The 12,882-nt window shown below is 61.5% G+C and carries 12 protein-coding genes; 6 read left to right on the forward strand and 6 right to left on the reverse strand.

From position 1 onward, the window contains the following. Positions 1-25: 25 nt before the first annotated feature. Positions 26-505 carry a DUF2938 domain-containing protein gene (locus A7X77_RS14955; RefSeq protein ID WP_064683659.1) on the forward strand — a complete coding sequence of 160 codons (480 nt, stop codon included), beginning with the start codon at positions 26-28 and terminating at the stop codon, positions 503-505. Between the two features lie 197 nt (positions 506-702). Here A7X77_RS14955 and A7X77_RS14960 read toward each other — a convergent pair whose 3' ends face one another. Genes A7X77_RS14960 through A7X77_RS14970 form a run of 3 tightly spaced genes read right to left on the reverse strand, consistent with a single transcriptional unit; the run spans position 703 to position 3,696 of the window. After that, positions 703-1,344 carry a ThuA domain-containing protein gene (locus A7X77_RS14960; RefSeq protein WP_064683660.1) on the reverse strand — a complete coding sequence of 214 codons (642 nt, stop codon included), beginning with the start codon at positions 1,342-1,344 and terminating at the stop codon, positions 703-705. Between the two features lie 17 nt (positions 1,345-1,361). After that, entirely contained in the window at positions 1,362-2,462 is a 1,101-nt protein-coding gene (locus A7X77_RS14965; protein WP_064683747.1) for a Gfo/Idh/MocA family protein, read from the reverse strand. A gap of 34 nt (positions 2,463-2,496) precedes the next feature. Further along, positions 2,497-3,696 (reverse strand): ROK family transcriptional regulator, encoded by a 1,200-nt coding sequence (locus A7X77_RS14970; RefSeq protein ID WP_064683661.1) that lies wholly within the window; start codon positions 3,694-3,696, stop codon positions 2,497-2,499. A 198-nt stretch (positions 3,697-3,894) separates the two neighbouring features. Here A7X77_RS14970 and A7X77_RS14975 point away from each other — a divergent pair, with 198 nt between their 5' ends. The 4 genes from A7X77_RS14975 (at position 3,895) to A7X77_RS14990 (ending at position 8,157) form a co-directional block, all read left to right on the forward strand. Beyond that, positions 3,895-5,199 (forward strand): extracellular solute-binding protein, encoded by a 1,305-nt coding sequence (locus A7X77_RS14975; protein WP_064683662.1) that lies wholly within the window; start codon positions 3,895-3,897, stop codon positions 5,197-5,199. An 81-nt stretch (positions 5,200-5,280) separates the two neighbouring features. After that, positions 5,281-6,219 (forward strand): carbohydrate ABC transporter permease, encoded by a 939-nt coding sequence (locus A7X77_RS14980; RefSeq protein ID WP_064683663.1) that lies wholly within the window; start codon positions 5,281-5,283, stop codon positions 6,217-6,219. After that, entirely contained in the window at positions 6,212-7,060 is an 849-nt protein-coding gene (locus tag A7X77_RS14985; RefSeq protein WP_064683664.1) for a carbohydrate ABC transporter permease, read from the forward strand. The genes A7X77_RS14980 and A7X77_RS14985 overlap by 8 nt, the downstream gene beginning before the upstream one ends. A 23-nt stretch (positions 7,061-7,083) precedes the next feature. Then, on the forward strand, positions 7,084-8,157 hold the full coding sequence (locus tag A7X77_RS14990; protein ID WP_064683665.1) for an ABC transporter ATP-binding protein: 1,074 nt from the start codon (positions 7,084-7,086) through the stop codon (positions 8,155-8,157). A 256-nt stretch (positions 8,158-8,413) separates the two neighbouring features. Here the strand turns inward: A7X77_RS14990 and kdgD are convergent, their stop codons facing one another. From kdgD to A7X77_RS15005, 3 genes are all read right to left on the reverse strand, one after another. Further along, positions 8,414-9,352, reverse strand: a complete 939-nt coding sequence (gene kdgD, locus A7X77_RS14995; protein ID WP_064683666.1) for a 5-dehydro-4-deoxyglucarate dehydratase — start codon at positions 9,350-9,352, stop codon at positions 8,414-8,416. Between the two features lie 36 nt (positions 9,353-9,388). Next, the gene (locus A7X77_RS15000) at positions 9,389-10,363 is read right to left on the reverse strand and encodes a mannonate dehydratase (RefSeq protein WP_064683667.1); all 975 of its coding nucleotides are present in this window, start codon (positions 10,361-10,363) and stop codon (positions 9,389-9,391) included. Positions 10,364-10,426: 63 nt separating this feature from the next. Continuing rightward, positions 10,427-11,137, reverse strand: a complete 711-nt coding sequence (locus tag A7X77_RS15005; protein WP_064683668.1) for a FadR/GntR family transcriptional regulator — start codon at positions 11,135-11,137, stop codon at positions 10,427-10,429. Between the two features lie 133 nt (positions 11,138-11,270). Here A7X77_RS15005 and A7X77_RS15010 point away from each other — a divergent pair, with 133 nt between their 5' ends. Then, complete coding sequence (locus A7X77_RS15010; RefSeq protein ID WP_064683669.1) at positions 11,271-12,866, forward strand: ABC transporter substrate-binding protein; 1,596 nt, start codon at positions 11,271-11,273, stop codon at positions 12,864-12,866. The last annotated feature ends 16 nt before the right edge of the window (positions 12,867-12,882 follow it).

Consider the following 12,882-nt stretch of genomic DNA (forward strand, 5'->3'; position numbering starts at 1 on the left):
GGTCAACGCTTTCCGGTGATTCCCGATGTTCGATATTCTATTGCGCGGCCTGGCGATCGGCGCCGGCGCAACCATCCTCATGGACCTCTGGGCGATCGTGCTTACCAAGGTCTTCGGCCAGACGCCGCCCAACTGGGCGCCGGTCGGCCGCTGGTTCTGGCATCTTCGCCGCGGCAAGGTCTTTCATGACAACATCGCCGATGCCGCACCTTATGCTGGGGAATTGGCGCTCGGCTGGATCAGCCACTACGCCGTCGGCATTCTCTATGGCGTGATCTTCGCGATCATCATGGGGCAGGGTTGGCTCGCTACACCGACATTTCTCCCCGCCTGGATCTTCGGCATCATCACCGTCGGGGCAGGGTGGTTCCTGCTGCAGCCCGGCCTCGGCCTCGGCTGGGCGGCTTCCAGACATCCGAAGCCGATGAAGGTCCGGTGCTTTAATCTGCTTGCGCATACTGTGTTTGCGCTGGGGCTATTTGGGACGGCGTTGATCATTCGCTAAGCCAAAAACCCCTCCAAAAGGGGGAGGGACTATGCTGTGGCGTCCGGCGGCGACCGAAAGCAGAGGCCTTGCTGGCTGTTACCGTTCGACGGATAGATACGGTAGAGTTTATGTGAATCGGTGCGGCGTCTTAGTCCCTCCCCCTTGTGGGGAGGGGTTGGGGAGGGGTCTTTTGGTTCCCCGCGAAAGGCCCTATCTCACCGCGCCGCCCAGTTCGCGCCGCGGCGGAAGATCGTCTTCATCTCGGGAACGTCGAATTCCTTGGCCTGATGGCCCAGCGAGGAATAGAAGACGCGGCCCTTGCCGTATTTGCGCTTCCAGACGACGGGCATGACGACGCCGTCGATCCAGTAGGCGTGCTCGCCGGTGAATTTGGTCGTCGCCAGAACCTCGTTCGACGGGTCGACATGCATGTAATATTGCTCCGACCGGTAGGGGAAATCGGAAATCCCCTCCATCAGCGGATCGTCCGGCCGGGTGATGTTGACGGTATAGTCGATTATGTTGCCGGGATGGGCCACCCACTGGCCGCCGATGATGAATTGGTAGTCGACGGAGTCGCGGAAGGCGTCGCCCGCGCCGCCGTGATAACCGGCAATGCCGACGCCGCTTTCGATCGCCGCGGCGAGGTTCTTGACCTCCTCCTTCTCGATCTTCGACATCGTCATGATCGGCACGACGAGGCTGAGATCATGGACGGAAGGGTCGGCAAGCGCCTCGGTGCCATGTTCGACATAGACCTTGAAACCGTCCTCCTCGAGCATCCCCTTGATGATTTCGGCGCATTCCTGCGGCTCATGCCCGCTCCAGCCGCCCCAGACGATCAGTGCTTCACGCATAGTCATTCCTCCTGAAATTATTTCGCCAGCCGTCCGTCGACGATGGAATCCGACAAGGGGGCAGGGCGCTCCGTCGCCGTGGTGATGGTGACCGTCCTACCGGTTTCAGAGGCGGTGTGGAAAGCTTCCATGACCTCCAGCACATGCAGCGCCAAATCGCCATTGGCGCGATGCGGCCGGTTGGAGCGGATCGCATGCGCCATGTCGGCGACGCCGAGCGAGCGGAAATTGCCTTCGGCATAGGGCGCGGTGACCGGCTGGTCCTCGAAGGCGCCGCCCTTCTTCAGATACTCGACAGGACCGGCAAACTTGTTGGGGTCCGGGACGATAAGCGTGCCCTCGGTTCCGTAGACTTCGAGCGGCACATGCTTATGGCCGGCGACATCGAAGCTCATGGCGATCTGCACGACCGCGCCATTGGCAAAAGCCATCATGCCGGCGACATGGGTCGGCACATGCACGGGAATACGCTCGCCATTACGCGGCTCGCTGGTAATAAGCCGTTCGGCCCGTGGCGTCGTCGCAAAGCCCGCGACCTGCGATACCGGCCCGAGCAGATTGACGAGATCGGTAATGTAATAGGGACCCATGTCGAGCATCGGCCCGCCGCCGACCTCGTAATAGAAGGCCGGGTTCGGATGCCAGCGCTCATGGCCCGGGCACATGAAGGTGGCCGAGCCGCCGACCGGTTGGCCGATGACGCCCTGGTCGATCAGGGCACGGGCCGTTTGATGGCCGCCGCCGAGGAAGGTGTCGGGCGCCGCGCCGATGCGCAGATTTCGCCCGCGCGCCGCCTCGGCCAATTTTTTCCCTTCCGCGAAATTAATCCCGAGCGGCTTTTCCGAATAGGTATGCTTGCCGGCCCCGAGTGCCTGGAGCGCGACGGCGACATGGGCTCTCGGGATCGTCAGATTGACGATGATTTCGACTTTGGGATCGGCGAAGAGTTCTTCGACTGATTTGGCGGGAACGTTGAATTCGCGCGCCTTGGCCTCTGCGAGCTCCCGGTTGAGATCGGCGACGCCGCGGATATCGAGGATGGGAAAGGAGGCCATCGCTGTAAGATAGGCGCCCGAAATATTGCCGCATCCAATGATGCCGATACCGACTTTGTCCATGAATTCCTCCATTTGATCTTGCTTGTCTCGCCCGTCAAAGGGCCGGCCCGGTCGTGCTCCAGGGCGATTCGTAGAGCTCATACAGCGCGACTGCGGCAGCGCCCTGCGCCCAGAAATCATCGCTCGAATCATCGAAGACGAGTTCGCTGACACCCTTCAGCGACGGCGGAATGGCGAGCGCATAGGCGTCGCGCAGGCTGTTCAAGAAGGGTTCGCCGAGCGCCAGGCTGGAGCCGACCAGGATGACGCGCGGCGGCGCAAAGAGCGTCACGATATTGGCGATGGTCAATCCCACCGCTTCGCCGGCGCGGATGGCAGAAGCGATCAGACGGTCGTCGTCGGCCTTGATCAGCGCCTGGGCATGGGTCATGCCGCGCCCGAGGCGGATCGCTTCGGCAAAACGGCCGTCGGTCTGATGTTCGCCGAGGATGGCGCTTTCGCCGGCCTGGCTGAAGAGCCGCATCACGCCGTTCGGTCCCATGCCGAGCACAAGGTCGCCGAGATTGTGGCTGAGGCCGCCGGCGCCACGAAACAGGCGGTTGCCGTGCAGCACCCCGAGACCGAGCGTCTGTTCCAGCGAAATCAGCACCATGTCCTCGAGATCGCGGGCCTTCCCGAACCAGTGGTGGCCGAGCGTGATGGCGTGGGCGTCGCTTTCGACGATGGTTGGCGTCGACAGCCGCGTCGACATCTCGGCGGCGAAATCGACATTGATGTCGCGAAAGATCGGGCTGCTTCTGATGTAGCCGGTGCGGTGCTCGATGACGCCGGGAAAGCCGAGGCAGATGCTGTCGACATCTTCCAGCGACAGGCCGGCATCGACGACGCAGCGCCGCACGCCGTCCTCGACCAGGTCGGCAATGACGCCAATCGGCTGCCGGTCGATGCGGATCGGCAAGGCGAGCTTCGACAGCACGTCGCCACGGAAATTGGTGACGACGAAGACCATGCGGTTGGCGGCAATCTTGCCGCCGACGACACGGGCGGCATCAGGATTGAGCTCCAGCGCCACGCGCGGCCTGCCGCGCACCGCCTCATTGCGGATATCGCCCTCATGCCGCGGCAGGATCAGCCCGTCATCGAGCAGCGAGGCGGTGATGGCCGAGACGGTTGTCGTCGACAGCTCCGTCCGCTCGCTGATTTCGATGCGCGAGATCGGGCCATGGCGGCGGATGGTGTCGAGCACGTTCAAGCGATTGATCGCGCGCATCAATTCTGGATCTGCAGTCTTCATGAAAATGTGCCGGCAGTCGTTTGGTTGGCTGAAGCCAATATTTATAACGGGTTACGAATTAAATAGCAGGCAATTCCACGGAGCTGTCAAGCGAATTTGGCAAAAATTAACGCATTGGGTTGACATCCGGCACAAGGTCCGCTGAATTAATCCGCATTGGGGAAAAATTGTGAGGATAGGTCCCCTGGGAGGAAAATCATGAATTTCATGCTGAAGAGCGCCGCTTTCGGCGGCAGGCGCATCGTATCCATGGCCGCGGCAGCCGGCATGTTGCTGGCCGGAGCCGGGGCTGCCTCGGCGACGACGGTCGTCAAGTGGCTGCATCTTGAAACCGATCCGAAGAACGTTGCCGCCTGGGAAGACATCGTCAAGAAATACGAAGCCCAGCATCCCGACGTCGACATCCAGATGCAGTTTCTCGAAAACGAGGCCTTCAAGGCCAAGCTTCCCACGCTGCTGCAGTCCGACGATGTGCCGGATTTCTTTTTCAGCTGGGGCGGCGGTGTCCTGAAGCAGCAGTCCGAAACCGGCGCGCTGCAGGATGTGACGGCAGCCCTCGATGCCGATGGCGGCAAGCTGCGCAAGGCCTATGCGCCGGCCTCGGTCGACGGCCTGACCTTCGACGGCAAGACCTGGGCGATCCCCTACAAAGTCGGCCTGGTGAGCTTCTTCTATAACAAGGCGCTGTTTGCCAAGGCAGGCGTCAAGGCCGAGGATATCAAGACCTGGACCGATTTTCTTGAGGCGGTGAAGAAGATCAAGGCGGCCGGTATCGTGCCGATCGCCGGCGGCGGCGGCGAGAAATGGCCGATCCACTTCTACTGGAGCTATCTCGTCATGCGTGAGGGCGGCCAGAAGGTCTTCGACGCGGCCAAGAACGGCGAGGGCGAAGGCTTCCTCGATCCGGCCATCATCAAGGCCGGCGAAGATCTCGCCGAGCTCGGCAAGCTCGAACCGTTCCAGCCCGGCTATCTCGGCGCGACCTGGCCGCAGACGCTCGGCGTTTTCGGCGACGGCAAGGCGGCAATGATTCTCGGCTTTGAAGCGACCGAGGCCAACCAGCGCAAGAACGCCGGCGACGGCAAGGGGCTCTCGTCCGACAATATCGGCCGTTTCGTTTTCCCGACGGTTGAAGGCGGCGCCGGCAGGCCGACCGATACGCTCGGCGGCCTGAACGGCTGGGCGCTCACCAAGAAAGCCTCGAAGGAAGCGATTGATTTTCTCGCTTTCCTGACGAATGCCGACAACGAACGCGCGATGGCAAAGGCCGGCATGCTCCTGCCCGTCGCCGTCGGCGCCGATGACGGCGTGGTCAATCCGCTGCTGGCCGAATCGGCCAAACAGCTTGCCGGTTCGACTTGGCATCAGAATTTTTTCGACCAGGATCTCGGAGCGGCCGTCGGCCGTGTCGTCAACGACGTCTCGGTGGAAATCGTCTCCGGGCAGATGAACTCCAAGGACGGCGCCCAGATGATCCAGGACGCTTTCGAGCTGGAACAATAGCCAGCGCCCGCAGAACCTTCCGGCGCTCCTGCCAATCGGGAGCGCCGGCATAGCTGCCGACGAGATGCGAAAGCAGGAACCATGGCCAATATCTCAGTCCTATCGACACCGAGTGCCGCAAGGCCGGCAAGACGAGCCGTAAACCGGAAGTGTTCAGTCGCCCACGACCGCCTGACGGTGCTGTTGCTCTTCCTGCCGCCGGCGCTGCTGCTCTTCACGCTCTTCGTCATCATGCCGATGGGCGAGGCGGCCTGGTACAGCCTCTACAAATGGAACGGCTACGGCACCCCGACCGAGTTCATCGCGCTCCGCAATTTCCAGGTCCTGTTCCGCAACGCGGCGTTTACTCAGGCGCTGGTCAATAACGGCCTGATCATCATCATCTCGATCTGCATCCAGGTGCCGCTCGCCATTTGGCTCGCCACCATGCTGGCGCACCGCATTCCCGGTGTCGTCGCTTACCGCCTGATCTTCTTCCTGCCCTATGTGCTGGCGGATGTTGCCGCAGGCCTCATCTGGCGCTTCGTCTATGATGGCGACTATGGCCTGTTTGCCGCCGTTTCCAACTTCTTCGGTTTCGCCAATCCCTATGTGCTCGCCGACAAGGACTTGGCGATCTATGCCATCCTCGGGGTTATCGTCTGGAAGTATTTCGGCTTTCACATGATGCTGTTTATCGCCGGCCTGCAATCGGTCGACAAGAGCGTGCTGGAAGCGGCCGAGATCGACGGCGCCACCGGCTGGCAGAAATTCCGTTACGTCACGCTGCCGCTGCTCGGATCGACCCTGCGCCTCTCCATTTTCTTTGCTGTCGTCGGCTCGCTGCAGCTCTTCGACATGATCATGCCGCTGACCGGCGGCGGGCCGTCCAACTCCACGCAGACGATGGTCACCTTCCTCTACACCTACGGCGTCATGCGCATGCAGGTGGGTCTGGGCAGCGCCGTCGGCGTGGTGCTGTTCATCATCTGCGTGACGCTCGCCTTCGGTTACAAAAGGATCTTCATGCGCCATGACTGATATGAGCTCTTCCATCCGCATGAGAACATCCACCCGCATCTATCTCTACGTGTCGCTGAGCCTGATCGCCGCGATCGTGCTGGTGCCGCTGCTGACGACGGCGCTCGGCGGTTTCAAGACCCTGGGCGATCTGCGCACCAACCCCTTCGGCCTGCCGACGGAGTGGCAATGGGCGAACTACACCGACATCCTCTTCGGCGAGCGCTATTGGCTGCAGATCGGCAATTCGCTTGTCATCGCGGCGCTGACCGTGCTCTTGACGCTGATCGTCTCGTCGATGGCGGCCTTCGCCTTTTCCCATGTCCGCTTTTTCGGCTCGTCCTTCCTGCTCAATTATTTCCTGCTCGGTCTGATGTTTCCGGCCGCGACCGCGATCCTGCCGCTCTTCATCCGCATCCGCGATCTCGGCCTGCTGAACACCTATTGGGGCGTGGTGCTGCCGCAGGTGGCCTTCGGGCTCGGCATGAGCATCCTCTTGTTCCGCAATTATTTCCGCAATCTTCCGGAGGAATTGTTTCAGGCGGCCTTCGTCGATGGTTGCGGTTATCTCAGGTTCTTCTGGCATATCTCGCTGCCGCTTTCGCGGCCGATCGTCGCCACCGTCAGCATCATTTCCTTCGTCGGCAGCTGGAACAGCTACATCCTGCCGCTGATCATGCTGAACTCGGAATCGAAATATCCCTGGCCGCTCGGCATCATGGTCTATCGCGGCGAATACGGCACGGAATGGCAGCTGGTGCTGGCCTTCATCACGCTGACCATCCTGCCGACGATTATCGTCTTCTTCGTCGCCCAGAGGCACATCATCGCCGGCTTGACCGCAGGCGCCGTCAAGTCCTGAGCCGAACTATTGGAGTTGCAAGCATGGCATCCGTTGAATTGAACGACATCCGCAAAGCCTATGGCACCGTCGACGTCATCCCCGGCATCTCGCTGCATATCGAGGACGGCGAATTCGTCGCCCTGGTCGGGCCGTCCGGCTGCGGAAAATCGACGCTGCTCAGAATGATCGCAGGCCTTGAGGAGATCACCGACGGCGAGATCGCCATCGGCGGCAATGTCGTCAACGGCATGACGCCGCGCGAGCGCAACATCGCCATGGTCTTCCAGTCCTATGCGCTCTATCCGCACATGACGGTCGCCGAAAACATGGGCTTCAATCTGAAGCTCGCCGGCGTCGCCAAAGCGGAGATCGAGGCCCGCGTCGCTGAGGCCGCCCGCATGCTTGATCTCGCCAAACTGCTCGACCGCAAGCCGGCGCAGCTCTCCGGCGGCCAGCGCCAGCGCGTCGCCATGGGCCGCGCCATCGTACGCAATCCCGCCGTCTTCCTGTTCGACGAGCCGCTTTCCAACCTCGATGCGAAACTGCGCGTGCAGATGCGTTCGGAGATCAAGACACTGCACCAGAAGGTCCGGACGACGTCGATCTATGTCACCCACGACCAGATCGAGGCGATGACGCTCGCTGACCGCATCGTCGTGCTCAATCACGGCAAGGTGGAGCAGGCGGGTACGCCGCTCGAACTCTATAAAAAGCCCGCCAATCTCTTCGTCGCCGCCTTCATCGGCTCGCCGGCGATGAACATGCTGGACGGCACCGTGAACGGCGAAAACGGCGAGCCCGCCGCCCGCCTCGGCGACGGCACGGCGATCCGCATCGCCCCGAACCGCAAGGTCAGGCCCGGCCAGGCCGTCACCATCGGCCTGCGACCGGAACATCTCATCCCCGGCCTGTCAGCCGGCACCCCGCTTGCCGGCCGCACCGTGCTGGTGGAACCGACAGGCGCCCAGACCCATGTGGTCTTCGATCTCGCCGGACAGCAGGTGACGGCGATCGTCGACGGCGAATACCCCGCCCGCTACGGCGCCGTGTTCGAAGCGAGCATCGCCAGCGACCAGGTGCACATTTTCGACCGCGGGACTGGTGTGGCGCTGTAGGTAAGGGCCGCCGGCGCATGCGAAATATGCTCTGCCGAAGAGATTGCCGAAACAGCCCCTCACCCTAGCCCTCTCCCCGTAAACGGGGCGAGGGGACGTGCCACGCGAGAGGTGGAGAGAAACGGAGAGGCCGCGGCTTGTCCCTTCTCCCCGCGAGCGGGGAGAAGGTGCCGGCAGGCGGATGAGGGCATCTCGGCAGTAGGGTTGTCCGGTCCGAGGATGACCTAACGAGCTAATAAAGAGCGAAGCGCCGCCCTCAATCTCCGACTAACTCCGCCGCAATCCGTTCTGCGCCGTTGGCCTGGACGATCTTTTCCAGCTGCGCGAGCTCGTCCGGCGTGAGATCCGTCAGCGGCGGGCGCACCGGGCCGGGATTCTGGCCAAGGACGCGAAGGCCGGCCTTGATGATCGAGACGGCGTACCCCTTCTTGCGATTGCGCAGGGCGACGAAGGGGAAGAAGAAGCTTTTCAGGATCTCGTCGACGGTCGCCTGATCGCCATTGCGCAAGGCGCCATAGAAGCGCTGGGCCAGCGCCGGGACAAAGTTGAAGACGGCCGAGGAATAGGTGGTCACGCCGGCGGCGAAATAGGCTTGTGCATAGACCTCGTGGGTCGGCATGCCGCCGACATAGACGAGGCGGTCGCCAAGCAGCGTGGTGATTTCGATGACCTTGTCGACATCGCCGACGCCGTCCTTGAAGCCGATCAGGTTCGGGCATTCCTCCGCAAGGCGCGCGATGCTTTCGGCGGTCAGCACGGCATTGTCGCGATTATAGACGATGACGCCGATACCCACCGACTGGCAGACCGCCTTGACATGGGCGATCAGGCCGGCCTGTTCGGCAAACATCAGATAGGGCGGTAGCAGCAGCAATCCGTCGGCGCCGGCCTTTTCGGCCGCCTGGGCGATCTCGATGGCAAGCGACGTGCCGTAGCCGGTTCCGGAGATGATCGGCGTATCGCCCGCCGAAGCCTTGGCGGCTCGGACGACCTGCGGAATCTCGCTGGGATTGAGCGAGAAGAATTCGCCGGTGCCGCCGGCAGCAAACAAAGCGGCGGCGTCGTAACCGGCAAGCCACTCGACATGGCGGCGGTACTTCGCCTCGTCGAATTTCAACTGATCGTCGAAATGCGTGACCGGAAACGAGAGCAGACCACTGCCGACGGCCTTCTTCAATTCAATCGGGTTCATCATCAAGTCCTATTCCTTAGGTGTTGAAAATCGGCGGCGTCAGGCGCTCTCGAGCATTTGCAGAAGCGCTGCGATATAGCCGTAGCAGAAGGCGAATGCGGTGGCGGACGGATCCTTGCCGCTGACTGTCGGCACATGATCCGGCATCAGCATGTATTTGAAGCCGACTTCCTTGTAGATCCTGGCCGAGCGGACCATGTCCATGTCGCCTTCGTCGGGGAAGGTCTCCATGAAGGAAAGCTTGCCGCCGCGAATATTGCGGAAGTGGACGTTGAAGATCTTGTTGCGCTGGCCGAACCAGCGAATGACGTCGTCGATCTCCTCGCCGGGATTTTCGAGCATCTCGCCGATCGATCCCTGGCAGAAATTGAGGCCGTGATAGGGATTTTCGCGCATCAGCACGAACTTCTTCAGGCCTTCCACCGTGCCGAGCACGCGGGTGACGCCGCGATAGCCGGGCGGTGTGTAGGGATCGTGCGGATGGCAGGCGAGGCGGACGCGATTGCTTTCGGCAACCGGCACGACGCGTTCCAGGAAATAGTCGATCCGCTCCCAGTTTTCGTCTTCGGAAAGCACGCCGGCAAGACCGGGTGCTGCCTGCTGATCGGTCTTGTCCCAGCGGAAGCTGGCATTCATCGAGCCGCCGCGCCCCGGCTCATCCGGCGTGCGGGGAATACCGATCAGGTTGAGATTGTATTTCACCGCCGGAATGCCCGCCTTCGCGACATTCTCGATCATTGTGCAGACGGCATCGATCTGCCGGTCGCGCTCGGGACCGGCGAGCAGAATATCGGGGTAAGAGGCCTTCTCGATCGGCTGCGAGGGCAGTGGCAGCTGGATCATGTCGAGGATCAGGCCGAAGCTTTCGACCTTGTCGCGATGGCGCTCGATGTCGGCAAGCGTCCAGCTGCTCGGCTTTCCCGGCGGATCGGCGCTGATATGCTTGACGCCCAATTGCGCGAAGATGCGATAATCGTCGTCATCCCGCGCCGCCACCTGTGTTCCCAAATACATTAGAGACCCTCTCAATTCAACAATGTCATATGACATAATATGAATTCGGAAGGGTGTCGAGCCCTATTGCTGCTCCGCGAGCATTCGATAGCGCCTTTGGCTGGCCATCAGATGGGCGCGCATCGCCTGGCGGGCACGGTCAGGATCCTGATCGGCGATCCCCGACAGGATTTCCACATGTTCGGCATAGACCTTTTGCAGATAGTCGCGGTCATTGGCTTCGGGCAGCGTCGGAAACTGGCCGCGGGGGATGGCGCGGGGGCCGAAATGGCGCAGCACGTCGACATAGAATCGGTTGTTGGTGGCGGCGGCGATCGCCATGTGAAAGGCATAATCCGCCTCGACGGTTTGCTGTCCGCTCTCGATCAGCTGCGCCATTTTGCGGTTGGCCTCGCGGATCGCGGCCTCCTGCTCGGCGGTGCGGCGATAGGCGGCAATCGCCGCCGCTTCGCCCTCGGTCGCCATGCGAAACTCCAGCAACTCAAGGGTTTCCGGAATGCTTTTGATTTCCACCGGCGTCAGCGACATGGCCGAATGAACCTTCGGATCGGCGACGAACACGCCTTTGCCCTGGATCGGCCGAACGAAACCTGCAGCCCTCAAATCCGCAATCGCCTCGCGCACCACGGTGCGGCTGACGCCGAAGGTCGATTCGAGCTGCGGCTCGGTCGGCAGCTGGTCGCCGACGCGCAATTTCCCTGTCTCGATTTGTGCTCGCAGTTGATCGATGACCTGCTGCGCCAGTCTTTGCCGACCACGGCCGAGTGTCGTCATTCTCGCTTCCCCAGTTCCCTTTGCCTCAAGTCTTCCGCACGGGTCTTGCAAATCAAATCGGACTTCGATAAATCATAATACGACATACGGACGACATAATATGTCTCTTATAGTAATCCAGGGAGGAGTTACAATGAAGCATTTTTCGAAAGGCCTGTTCGTCGGCGCCGTCATCGGCGCTCTGGCGATTGCCGCGCCGCTCTCGCATGCCGCTACGCCGAAGGACCAGCTGGTCATCGGGACATCGCTGGCACAGGTTCTGTCGCTCGATCCGCATCAGGCGACCGAGGGCAAGGCCGTCGAGATCATGTCGAATCTCTATGACCGGCTGGTCAACAGCACGCCGGATGGCAAGATCGTGCCGCAGCTGGCCGAAAGCTGGAAGGTCGACGACAAGGGCATCACCTTCACGCTGCGCCAAGCGAATTTCGCCTCCGGCAATCCGGTGACGTCGAAGGACGTCGTCTATTCCATTGGGCGGCTTCTGAAGCTGGATCAGGCCGCTGCCGCCAACCTCAAGCGTATCGGCTATGACAAGACCAATGTCGACAAGCTCGTCACGGCAGTCGACGACAAGACGGTGCGCATCGACTTTTCGGGCCAGGTGACGGCCGAGATGCTGCTCTACCGGCTCGCTGCATCGACCACGAGCGTCGTCGACAGCGTCGAGGTCGAAAAGCATGTCGCCGACAACGACTGGGGAAACGCCTGGATGCGAACGCACTCGGCCGGCTCCGGTCCGTTCACCCTCAACCGCTGGTCTCCCAACGAGCTCGTGATCCTCGATGCCAATAAGGATTACGTCACTGGCGCTCCGAAGATGAAGCGCGTCATCGTCCGGCATGTTCCGGAAAGCCAGGTCGAGCGGCTGATGCTCGAGCGCGGCGACATCGACATCGCCAGCGCCATGACCGCAGCCGATCTCGCGACCTTCAAGGACAAGCAGGGCTTTACCATCCAGCGCATTCCGACAGGCGGCTTTTACGTGCTGTCGATGAATGCCGGCAACCAGTACCTCTCCAATCCGAAGGTTCGCGAGGCGATTGCCTATGGCATCGACTATAAGGGCATCGAGAAGACGATCATGGGTCCCTACGGGCGGGCGAGAAACGTTCCCGTTCCTGAGAATTTCGAATCTGCGATCCCGAACCCCGACTGGCATCTCGATGTCGAAAAGTCCAAGCAGCTGCTGGCTGAAGCCGGGTTCAAGGATGGCTTCTCGCTGACGCTGAAGACGATCGCGCAGACGCCGCGCATCGACCTTGCCACGGCCATCCAGGCGTCGCTTGCCCAGGTCGGTATCAAGGTCGACATCCAGCAGGGCAACGGCTCGGAAATCATCGCCGCCCATCGCGCCAGGGATTTCGATCTGCTGATCCCGCAGACCAGCGCCTACATGCCGAACGTGCTCGGCTCGATGGAGCAGTTCTCCTCCAATCCCGACAATTCGAAGGAAGCCAACAATGCCGGCAACTTCGTCTGGCGCTCGGCCTGGGACATTCCCGAACTCACGGCGCTGACGGCGAAGGCATCGATGGAGCCGGACGCCAAGAAGCGCGGCGAGCTCTATGTCGAGATGCAGAAGTTGTTCGTCGAACAGAAGCCGGCGGTGCTGCCGATGTTCGAACGCTTCGAGCCGATCGTCCTGTCGAGCAAGGTTGAGGGATATGTGGGGCACCCGACCCAGCTGACGCGTCTCGAGAACGTCACGAAGTCTGAAGCCCAATAATACTCCCGAGGCAGCC

This window comes from Rhizobium bangladeshense (assembly GCF_001662075.1).
GTDB classification, from domain to species: domain Bacteria; phylum Pseudomonadota; class Alphaproteobacteria; order Rhizobiales; family Rhizobiaceae; genus Rhizobium; species Rhizobium bangladeshense_B.

Coding starts and splice junctions, on each gene's coding strand:
- A7X77_RS14990 (WP_064683665.1), top strand. CDS start 7,084: ATGGCATCCGTTGAATTGAACGACATCCGCAAAGCCTATGGCACCGTC.
- A7X77_RS14965 (WP_064683747.1), bottom strand. CDS start 2,462: ATGGACAAAGTCGGTATCGGCATCATTGGATGCGGCAATATTTCGGGC.
- A7X77_RS15000 (WP_064683667.1), bottom strand. CDS start 10,363: ATGTATTTGGGAACACAGGTGGCGGCGCGGGATGACGACGATTATCGC.
- A7X77_RS14970 (WP_064683661.1), bottom strand. CDS start 3,696: ATGAAGACTGCAGATCCAGAATTGATGCGCGCGATCAATCGCTTGAAC.
- A7X77_RS14985 (WP_064683664.1), top strand. CDS start 6,212: ATGACTGATATGAGCTCTTCCATCCGCATGAGAACATCCACCCGCATC.
- A7X77_RS14955 (WP_064683659.1), top strand. CDS start 26: ATGTTCGATATTCTATTGCGCGGCCTGGCGATCGGCGCCGGCGCAACC.
- kdgD (WP_064683666.1), bottom strand. CDS start 9,352: ATGATGAACCCGATTGAATTGAAGAAGGCCGTCGGCAGTGGTCTGCTC.
- A7X77_RS15010 (WP_064683669.1), top strand. CDS start 11,271: ATGAAGCATTTTTCGAAAGGCCTGTTCGTCGGCGCCGTCATCGGCGCT.
- A7X77_RS14960 (WP_064683660.1), bottom strand. CDS start 1,344: ATGCGTGAAGCACTGATCGTCTGGGGCGGCTGGAGCGGGCATGAGCCG.
- A7X77_RS14975 (WP_064683662.1), top strand. CDS start 3,895: ATGAATTTCATGCTGAAGAGCGCCGCTTTCGGCGGCAGGCGCATCGTA.
- A7X77_RS14980 (WP_064683663.1), top strand. CDS start 5,281: ATGGCCAATATCTCAGTCCTATCGACACCGAGTGCCGCAAGGCCGGCA.
- A7X77_RS15005 (WP_064683668.1), bottom strand. CDS start 11,137: ATGACGACACTCGGCCGTGGTCGGCAAAGACTGGCGCAGCAGGTCATC.